Annotated in this window: 7 protein-coding genes; 2 read left to right on the top strand and 5 right to left on the bottom strand. The window is 69.4% G+C overall.

Features of this window, described 5'->3' with window-relative positions; genetic code table 11:
• The first annotated feature begins 108 nt into the window (after positions 1 to 108).
• Positions 109 to 4608, top strand: a complete 4500-nt coding sequence (locus tag G6027_RS08915; RefSeq protein WP_187702745.1) for a DUF5979 domain-containing protein — start codon at positions 109 to 111, stop codon at positions 4606 to 4608.
• A gap of 333 nt (positions 4609 to 4941) precedes the next feature.
• On the opposite strand, the gene G6027_RS08910 is transcribed toward G6027_RS08915, so the two are convergent.
• The 5 genes from G6027_RS08910 to G6027_RS08890 all read right to left on the bottom strand — a co-directional run bounded on the left by G6027_RS08910 (position 4942) and on the right by G6027_RS08890 (position 8546).
• Positions 4942 to 5232: a (2Fe-2S) ferredoxin domain-containing protein gene (locus G6027_RS08910; RefSeq protein WP_182636857.1), complete on the bottom strand. Its 291-nt coding sequence runs from the start codon at positions 5230 to 5232 to the stop codon at positions 4942 to 4944.
• Complete coding sequence (locus tag G6027_RS08905) at positions 5229 to 5444, bottom strand: hypothetical protein (protein WP_182636856.1); 216 nt, start codon at positions 5442 to 5444, stop codon at positions 5229 to 5231. The genes G6027_RS08910 and G6027_RS08905 overlap by 4 nt, the downstream gene beginning before the upstream one ends.
• A gap of 146 nt (positions 5445 to 5590) precedes the next feature.
• Positions 5591 to 6457 carry a cytochrome c oxidase assembly protein gene (locus G6027_RS08900; protein WP_346995669.1) on the bottom strand — a complete coding sequence of 289 codons (867 nt, stop codon included), beginning with the start codon at positions 6455 to 6457 and terminating at the stop codon, positions 5591 to 5593.
• A gap of 5 nt (positions 6458 to 6462) precedes the next feature.
• Positions 6463 to 6969 (bottom strand): DUF2243 domain-containing protein, encoded by a 507-nt coding sequence (locus tag G6027_RS08895; protein WP_182636855.1) that lies wholly within the window; start codon positions 6967 to 6969, stop codon positions 6463 to 6465.
• Between the two features lie 101 nt (positions 6970 to 7070).
• Positions 7071 to 8546 (bottom strand): sodium:glutamate symporter, encoded by a 1476-nt coding sequence (locus G6027_RS08890; protein WP_182636854.1) that lies wholly within the window; start codon positions 8544 to 8546, stop codon positions 7071 to 7073.
• Between the two features lie 197 nt (positions 8547 to 8743).
• Between G6027_RS08890 and G6027_RS08885 the strand changes: the two genes are divergently transcribed.
• Complete coding sequence (locus G6027_RS08885) at positions 8744 to 9544, top strand: potassium channel family protein (protein WP_346995668.1); 801 nt, start codon at positions 8744 to 8746, stop codon at positions 9542 to 9544.
• The last annotated feature ends 58 nt before the right edge of the window (positions 9545 to 9602 follow it).

Below are 9602 nucleotides of genomic sequence, written 5' to 3'. Positions count from 1 at the left end.
GACGCGGCGACGGCGCGGTCCACCACGCAGGCGCCCGTGCCGGCGACCCCGGGTGCCGGCCCCGTGGACCTCGCCCCGTCCGCACCGGGTACGTCGGACGTCCGAGTCGTGCCTCGTCACGCGTCCGACCAGGTGGTCTCCCCCTACGCCATCAACGCCGGGATCACAGTGGCGATCACGGAGATCCGCGTCGAGGGCGGCGGCCCGGGACAGCAGCTCAAGGTGGGCGACAGCGTCTCGGTGTCGGGTACCTGGGATGCCACCACCGGAGACAGGGCACCGCTGCCCGGTGACGAGTTCAGCGTGGCGTTTCCCGCCGAGCTCGAGATCCCCAACGGCCAGACCCTCCAACTACTCGGTGACGACACCGTCTGGGGCACCTGTGTGGTCAGCCAGAACACGATGAACTGCACCCTCACCGATGCGGTCACCGACCGCCCCGATGACGTCAAGGGCACCTTCACCCTCTTCTCGAGGGCCGTGGCCTACACCACTGCCGCCGAGCTCCCGTTCCGGGTCAACGGGCAGGTCACGGTGGACGGCCGGCTCCCCGGCGGCGGCGGCATCTCCGATGGTCAGGACCTCGGACCGGCCACGAAGTCGGGGGCGCTGCAGCCGGACAAGGCCGCCGTGCGCTGGACGATCGACATCCCGGGCAGCGCGCTGATCGCGCTCGACAGCGCGGGCACGGGGCAGGTCTCGCTGCCCGACACCCTGTCGTCGAACATGCAGCTGTGCGAGGCTGGTCGCCTCACCCCGACGCTGCAGTCCGGGCGGCCGGGCGCGCTCACCGCTGTCCCGAACGGCGCTGCTGTCACTCAGCCGGGCGGCGCCGGAACCCCCGTCACCATCGGCATCACCAATGGCAGCGCGTTCCGCGCCGACCAGGTGTACCGGATCCAGTACACGACCTGCACCACCAGCGGCCAGGTGGACATCCCCGAGGCCGGGGGCGCCCCGGTCGTCTACGACAACTCCGTGACCATCGGCGACGCCGTGGTCGGCGCCGTCGGCGTCGGGCAGGACTGGCGTCCCGCCGTGTCCCCGTCCAAGTCCGGCTCCCTCCCGGGTGGCAACAGTCGCTACGGAACCCTCAACTGGACCATCATGGTCCCGGGTTCCTTCATCGCGGCGAACGCCGACCATGCGGTGACGATCCGGGAGACCCTCCAGGGCGACCACGCCGTCTGCGCCCAGGGGCTGGCCCCGACCATCACCCGTGGCAACTACCTGCCGGGCGCGAACGGTCAGGCCCCCGGACGCACCAACGTCACCGGCCAGTTCACCGTGGCGCACGAAGCCGAGCCCGGAGCCACCGGATTCGACCTGTCCTTCGTGCCCGACGACATCGAGGCCTTCGACCCCGAGAAGTACTACTACGTCAACTACAGCACCTGCATCACGACCGGCCAGGTGCCCGACAACGGCGACTCCTTCGGCAACACCGCGATGGTGAACACCTCTCCCGTCGGTGCCACCGTGCGGGGCCCGTCCTTCAGCTCGAGCAAGAACGGCACCCTCAACACCACTGCGCGCGAGCTGGCAGGGCAGATCCAGCCCGCCGGCACGACCATCGACTGGGCGGTCGAGATCCCGGGTCGGCACCTCGAGGACGTCACCGAGCCGGCCGTGCTCACGGACACCTTCTCGGAGTCCCTGACCGTCTGCCAGGCGGGTGATGATCTCAAGCAGAATCTCGGTCTCCGCGTCACCGCACGCGACTTCCTCGGCGCGGCCGGCGTCAACCCCGAGCGGGACCTCACCGCCGACACCACGGTGGTCCGCGACGGAAACCAGCTCACGCTCACCCTCCCGAGGGATGCCGACGCCGGGGACTACAGCCGTGAGCTCCGGTACCGCGTCGACTACACCCTGTGCACCGCCAGTGGTGGCCTTGACGCCCGGGGTACGACGTACGGCAACACCATCGGCTACTACGGCCGTGAGTTGACCCAGAGCGTCCGGCAGACCTGGGGCGGGGGAGGAACCGGTCAGGGCGTCAACCGCGGGTCCTTCTCGCTGAGCAAGTCCCTGGACCGCCGGTCCGAGGACGTTCCCGAGGACACCACCTACTCCGTTCGGGTCGAGGAGTTCGCGCCGGGCGTCGACCCCGCGACCGAGTCGCCCGAGGCGTCGTACACCGTGCAGGTCCGGGCAGGTGACGACCCGGTCTCCGGGCGCAACAGCCGCGGGTCGGGATGGACCATCCGCCTCACCGAGATCGCGCCCCCGGCCACCGGCGGCGTCTACTTCGGTCCCGGGAGATTCTCACCCGCCGCCGGTGTCACGCTCAACGACGACCGGACCCAGGCGTTGATCACCCTGCAACCCCGCACCAACGTGGCGGTGGAGTTGGTCAACCGCGCGTTCTACGGATCCGCCACCGTCACCAAGCGCGTGGTCGGCGACGCCGTCGGTGAACTCACGGGAACCGAGTCCTACGTGGTCCACGCAGCTGTGGACCTCGATGGTGACGGCCCGGCCGGCGCCGAGATCCGGCCCTTCACCCTGACCGACGGAGGCTTCTACGAACTGACGGGCCTGCCGATCGGCGCGCACGTGACCTTCACCGAGGTGCCGCCCGCGGACACCGACCGGATCACCTGGTCCGCACCCGTCTTCGAACCCCAGAGACTGGTGATCGGTGCCGATGCGGCAGCGAACGCGGTGACGCTGACCAATACCGCGACCATCACCCAGGGCACCCTCTCCGTGACAAAGGAGCTCGCCGGCCCCCAGGCGTCCAACGCCGCCGTCCCGAGCGGTTTCGAGGTACTGGCGACGTGGACCGATGCGGAGGGCGCACCACAGGAGAAGACCCTGACCGTCCCCGCTGACGGCACCCCCGTCGAACTGGGTGAGGACCTGCCCGGTGGCACCGAGGTCACCCTGACCGAGACGGTCCCTGCCAACGGGAACGGACTGGCCTGGAGCGTGCCCGCCTTCCGGGGCGACGTCACCGTCGACACCCCGGGATCGGCGGTGGTCACGGTGGGCCAACAGCTCCGCCAGGCCACGGTCCGCAACGTCGTCGACACCAACGACGGCACCCTGCGCCTGACCAAGCAGGTCAGCGGGGAGGCGGCCGAGGCGGCCGGTGACACCGAGTTCCGCGTCGAGGCCCGCTGGCGTGAGGGCACGGTCTTCCGGACCACGCAGCTCACCGTCGGTGACGGCGAGGTCACCCCGCTGGGCGTCGAGCTCCCGGTGGGCACCGAGGTGACCTTCCGCGAACTCGACCGCCCGGAGATCGACGGCGTCGAGTGGGGTTCGATCAGCTGGGGCACCGATCCCGAAGGCGAGCAGTGGCTGGCCGGCAACCCCGACGGCACCGCCACGGGGATCGTCTCCGACGACCCGAACGAGGGCCGTCTGATCACCCTGACCAACGAGGCGCTGTGGCAGCCGGGTTCGATCGAGTTCGCGAAGTACATCTTCGACGGCTCCGACCCGGTCGCCGCCAGCGACGCGGACCTGCCGCCGGAGGCGGAGTTCCAGGTCCGCATCGACGGGATCGATCCGCCGCTCCCGCAGGGGACGGACTTCCCCGCCTTGGGCGAGGTCATCACCCTCGACGCCGCGAACGATTGGGCGTGGCGCTCCGGGGCGGATCTGCCGCGGGGGACGGTGATCACCTTCTCGGAGGTCGATCCCGACGCCCTGCCCGGGATGGACTGGGCCCGGCCGTTCTACTACGTCGCGGCAGACGCCGGGGAACCGGGAGACCGGGACACCGTCGAGATCGCCGCCGGTGACGAGGCCGTCGTCGAGATCCGCAACCGTCCCGTCCCGACCGCCGAGGTCGACGTGGTCAAGACCGTCACCGGACCGAAGGGCGCCCGGGTCGCCCGTGACCCCTCGACGAGCTTCCAAGTGACGGCCACCTGGACCGACGCCGATGAGGTGGAACGATCCTGCATCCTGCAGGTGGTCCCCGGTCAGGCGGCTGTACCCACGGCGGCCTGTGAGGCCACCGTGATCGGCGGGAAGGTCTACTTCCCGCGGGACACCGAGATCGAGTTCGTCGAGACCGGTGCCACCACCGACGTCCCCAACGTCTCCTGGGGCGAGATCCGCTGGGACGTGGAGTCCGGGGGTGCAGATGTCACGGGCCTGGAGAACGAGCCGGCCGGGGCGACGGTGGTCTTCACCGGAGACGCGGGGGATCCCGTGGCGCTGGGACTGGAGAACCGCACGAGCTCCCGTGGGCTGATCATCCTCCCGCTCCCGATCCCGCTGCCTCCGTTCGGCGGTGGGTCGGTGACCGGCCCGAACCCCGGGTCCGATGATCCGGTGACGCCCGGCGGGCCGTCCGATCCCGGCACACCCGGGGGGCCCTCCGATCCAGGAACCCCCGGTGATCCGAACCGTCCACTGGATCCGTCGACCCCGAACGACCCGACGGGCCTGGGGAAGGCGTCGACGGTCGGACACGCGGGTGAACCCGGCGTCCCGGCACCCGGGGCGTCGACCTCCGGAGGTGCGCTCGCGAACACCGGAGCGGACGTCCGATGGCTGGCCGGGGCCGCTGCGGTGATGATCCTCGGCGGTGCCCTGGCCCTAATCCGGAGCCGCCGGAACGGCGCCCTGCACACCCCGGACGAGTGAGCGGGCCCACGCCCCTCGCACGCCTGGCGGAGATCCCGACCGTCAACCACGAGGAGAGAACATGTTCAGTATTCCCCTACCCATCGTCATCGGCGAGGTCCACACCACGGGTTCCGCCGCGGTGGACCTGCTCGGACGAGTGGCCGTCCTGCTCTTCGACCTCTCGGCGTCATGACCGGACGCGAGTGGGACGACTACGTCGAATGGTCCGGCCTGGACGAGGGGCGACTGGACGAGATCATGCGCGACCGCGACCGCACCGTCGACCGCGGTTCGGATACCGGGCCGGATTCGGTCGCGCGGTCGCGATGGTTCCCCCGGAGGTGCCGGGCGTCAGCGGCGGCGCGAGCCCGCCATCGCGGGGCCGGAGAACAACGCGATTCCTAGGACGAATCCGAAGTTGTACCAGTTGCCGTTGTTGCCCACCTCGTAGATGGTCACGGTGTCGGTGAACAGGGAGATGATGAAGGTCACCGGGAGGATGAGCCCGTGCCACAGTCCCCACCAGAAGCCGAGGCCCTCCGGGGAGACGTCGACGTTGGGCCCGGCAGCGCACGCGCCGAGGGTCAGGACGGCGACGAGGAGGACACCGGCGGCGAACCCTGCCCGTCCCCGGGAGCTCATCTCTGCCGTCCCCGCCAGAAGTAGAGGGCGGGTCCGATGAAGTTGACCGCGATGATGGCAGCCCACCTGCCCTTGCTGCCGCGCACCTGCTCGGCCGGCCGGAACGCCAGATCGGTCCACGCCGTGACCGCCAGCGACACCTGCACGGACATCAGGGTCAGGATCGCGGTCTTCTGACCATCGGACAGTTCGTTCCACGACTTCTTCCGCATGGGTCCTCCTGGGTTCGGTCTGGAAGTGGGGCTTCCTTAACCCTAGTGACTCATGCGGCCTCGCGAGGGGCGAAGCGACGGAGCGAGCACTCCGGCGATCGGCCCGGTCCTGGCCGCTCTCGCGAGATTCCGTGCACGGTTGTCGCTCATGGTCTCGTCTCCTCGGTCTGTCGGGAACCGCCGGTCCGTCCGGCGAGGTGATCTGGCACGGGGGCGAGAGCGGGATTTCGGGGGAGGTACCGGCCCCGGTTTCGGGATCCCGGATACCACCCGGTGAAGAGCAGGACGAGGAGCGCGAGGTCGACCACCTCGCCGGCGTAGAACATGAGTTGGGCCCCGGCCCTGGCGTCCGCCGGATCGACACCGGTCGGGGGATGGCCGTACAGCCACCTGCCGAGGATCGAGTGGGCGGCGATGAACAGCACCAGCGCCACCGCGCGGGTCTTGAAGCTCGCACGGTGCGGGTTCGGGTCCGGCCCGATCATCGCCACGGTGAACGCCAGGCCGGCGAGGAACACGTGCGCGTGGACGAGGACGTGGACGGTCTGCGACGAGTGCATCAGCGCGAAGAGATCGGTGGTGTACAGCACCCACAGCCCCCCGGCGTTGAGCACGGCGGCGACGACGGGATGGGTGAGTACCCGCACCGGCGGTGACCTGAGAGCACCGGAGACGGCTCGCGCGCGCCGGGGAGGGAGGGTCCGCAGCGCGAGGGTCACCGGCGCGGCGAGTACCAACAGGAGCGGCCCGAGCATCCCCAGGAGCAGGTGGACGCCCATATGGGCGGTGAAGCCGGAGTGCGCTGCCGAGGCCAGGGGGCCGACCCACGCCACACCCAGGCAGATCAGGCCCGCGGTCCACAGCGCGGTGCGATACCCGGGCCAGGGACCTCTGGCCCGGTGCCGACGGACGCCGACCAGGTAGGCGGTGAGCGCCACCGCGAGCAGAAGCACACCGAGTGCCACTGGTATCCAGAAGTCGGCGGTCACGGGATGCGCGTGGTCGTGGGGCACTCGACTCACTCCCGGGGCTGCAGGGACGCCGGGGTCCGGCCCGGTGCGCCCGCTGTCCGCCACAGGATCAGCAGCCCGAACAGCAGCAGGAGGACAGCCGAGCCGATCCACACCAGGTCATACACGAGCAGGTCCACGCCGTACCTGATCTGGTGGATCCGGAGGACCTTGTGGAACACGATTCCGTCGAACAGCTGGAAGAAGCCGACGCCGACGAGAACCGCGCCGGACCACCGCCACCACGGGACGACCACCCGCTGCCTGACCTCCCCCAGCATGAACAGTCCCCACACCGTGATGAGCCAGGTCGCGCCGTGGAACAACCCGTCCGCCAGGAGCGCGACGTTCGTGGTGGACAGGTCGTAGAAGTGGTGCCACTGCAATAGCAGGTGAAAGACGAACAGATCGATGACGGATCCGGCGATCCCGCAGCCGAAGAGGAAGCCGGACAGGATCAGACGCCGGTTCACCTCGGGGCCACCGGCGTTGACGTCGGACGAGGGTGACGGCACCGTGAACTCTCCTCGTGAGGGGGTCGGGATGCGGCCGAGCCTAGGGTCACCGGCGAGCGCCGACCACCGCTCGACCTAGGTGGCGAGGCGGCCGGCGTGGCTCACTCCCGCGCGGGTTGTTCCGCGCCGGAGCTCCCCTTCTCCTTCTCCCACTCCGCCCGATCCCTCATCTCCCTGGGGCGGAAGTAGAACAACCCGGAGAGCACGGCCACGAGGAAGACCACGAGCATCACGAAGAACAGCGGCCATACGCCGGTGAGGAAGATGATCGGCACGGCCATGGCGGTGATGAGTCCACCGCCGAAGAACGGCTCGAAGACCAGTTGCTTGTAGCCGAAGGCCTCGAACGCAGGGCTCTCGGCCTGCGGGTCGACCACGCGCATCAGGATGAGGCCCGTGGCGGTGACGCCCATGGACTGGCCGAAGTCCCCGATGCCGCGCTCGAACCAGTAGCGGCCGATGATCCGCGGGGCCAGCAGGAGGAAGAGGGCGACGTTGAAGATGATCCCCGCCACCGCGAGGATCGCGAAGACGCCGATGTTCTCGCCGATGGCCTGCAGGGACAGCGTGGCGATCGCGGCGACGATGAGGAAGTCGAGCGCCCAGCCCTGGATCCGCAGCATGATCTGGGCGTCGATCACGTGGGCGAAACCGGCCTTGGTGGCGACGTACTGCACGATCACGCCACCGAGGAGGGCGATGGGGAAGAGGGGGACGTAGGCGAAGATTTCCAACGGGGTGTTCTCGTCGAGCATGACCGATGCGTAGGTGGCCTGTTCGATCCAGCGCAGGCCCTCCAGGATCGCGAGGCCGACGAGGATCGCGACCGTGACGATCGCGATGTGGAGAGACAGCGGCTCGACGGAGGAGGGGCGGGACGTCATCTTGCCGGCGGAGTAGTACTCGTCCTTGCTGAAGAGGCCCTTCTGCTCCTCGATGGACATCTTGGCGCTTCCGGTGATGATCTCGGTCTTCCCGGTGCGCACGGCCCAGTTGATCATCGCGATGCCGATCACGATCCCGCCCACGATGCCCACGGTGGCCAGTCCGACGGCGAGATCGGCGCCCTCGCCGAAACCCAGCTCGTCGAAGACCGGGCGCATACCGGCGGCGGTGCCGTGGCCGCCCTCGAACCCGATCTCGATGAGGGCGCCGGTCATCGGCGCGGCCGCGAGGGTCGGCACGAGGATGAGGGCCGCCAGGAGCAGGCCCACGACGTACTGCCCGGAGGCGAGGGACACGCCGAGCGAGAGCTGGGGGCCCACGAGCTTCACGGCCCGCTTCGCGGTCGGCAACTGCTGACCGAGGAACATGGTGGCGAAGATGACGCTGATGAGCAGCCCCGGCAGTGAGGACCACACCTCGACCATGGGCTCGGTGAACAGGCCGTTCTCTCCCCACGGCCCCCCGAACCGGCCCAGCACCTCGGGTCCCAGCAGGAGTAGTAGTGCCCCGGCGACGATCGAGCTGGGCAGGAACAGTGACTGGACTATCCCCACCTTGACGCGGATGATCTTTCCGATCAGCAGCGCCAACCCGAGTATGAGTAGCGCGAAGCCCACCGCATTTGCCGTCATGGTGCAACCTCGGTTCCGGTCGGTGACGCAGGGCGTGGACGCCGGCTCGTCTCTCTACACCTGCCGATCGACGGGTCGAGTCCTCAGTTGTCTGGAATGTACGCCCTGTTCTCGCCGGAGAGAACCTGATCGGCTGATCGGTAACCGTGTCGTCACGTCGCCCGACCTCTGGGCGAGATGTCGGTCATCATCGACCGGTGACGGAAAAACGGTGGGCAGAATTGACCGAGTGGCCGTTGATCGCGGCAGCGCTGGCCTTCCTCGTCGCCTACGCGGTCACGGTTCTGGTGAACCCGGTCGGCGCGGCGGGCGTGGTCACCGAGGTCGTGATAATCGGGACCTGGGTGCTCTTCGCGGTGGACTTCGGGGTGCGCCTGTCGCTGGCGGAGCGGCGGGGGCGGTGGGTGATCAGGCACTGGTACGAGGTGGCGGTCATCGCCCTGCCCATGCTGCGGCCGTTGAGACTGCTCAGGCTCGTGATGCTGCTGAGTGTCATGCAACGCTCGGCGGGGACCGCTGTGCGCGGTCAGGTGATCGCCTACGCGGCGGGGTCGACGGCGATCCTGCTGGTCGTGTCCTCCCTCGCCATGCTCGACGCCGAGCGCGGAGCCCCCGGTGGGTCGATCGAGACCTATGGCGAGGCGTTGTGGTGGTCGGTGGTCACGGTCACCACCGTCGGGTACGGCGATCTCGCACCGGTGACCCCGGTGGGGCGGCTGATCGCGGCGGGCCTGATGATCGCCGGGATCGCCCTGCTCGGTGTGGTCACAGCCACCCTGGCCTCGTGGATCGTCGACCGGGTGACAGAACAGGACGAGGCCAACCAGGCGGCCACCCAGGCGCAGGTGAGGCAACTGTCGGCGGACATCGCGGCGCTCCGTGCGGAACTCAACAGTCCGCGCCCCGGGCCCGCACCTGCACCCGGGCCCGCACCTGCCCCTGCACCCGAACCCGGCCCCGGGGAGCCGGGCGGCACGGCCACCGAGACGTACCGTTGACGCTATGACTTCCCAGGAGCGGTCCGGCGTACGGCTCACCGATGGCTTCGCGCGCGAA

The sequence above is a fragment of the Dietzia sp. SLG310A2-38A2 genome, from assembly GCF_014145095.1.
In the GTDB taxonomy this organism is placed as follows: Bacteria; Actinomycetota; Actinomycetes; order Mycobacteriales; family Mycobacteriaceae; genus Dietzia.
The sequence above is the reverse complement of the archived record's forward strand: the minus strand, read 5'-3'. Positions and strand labels throughout refer to the sequence as shown.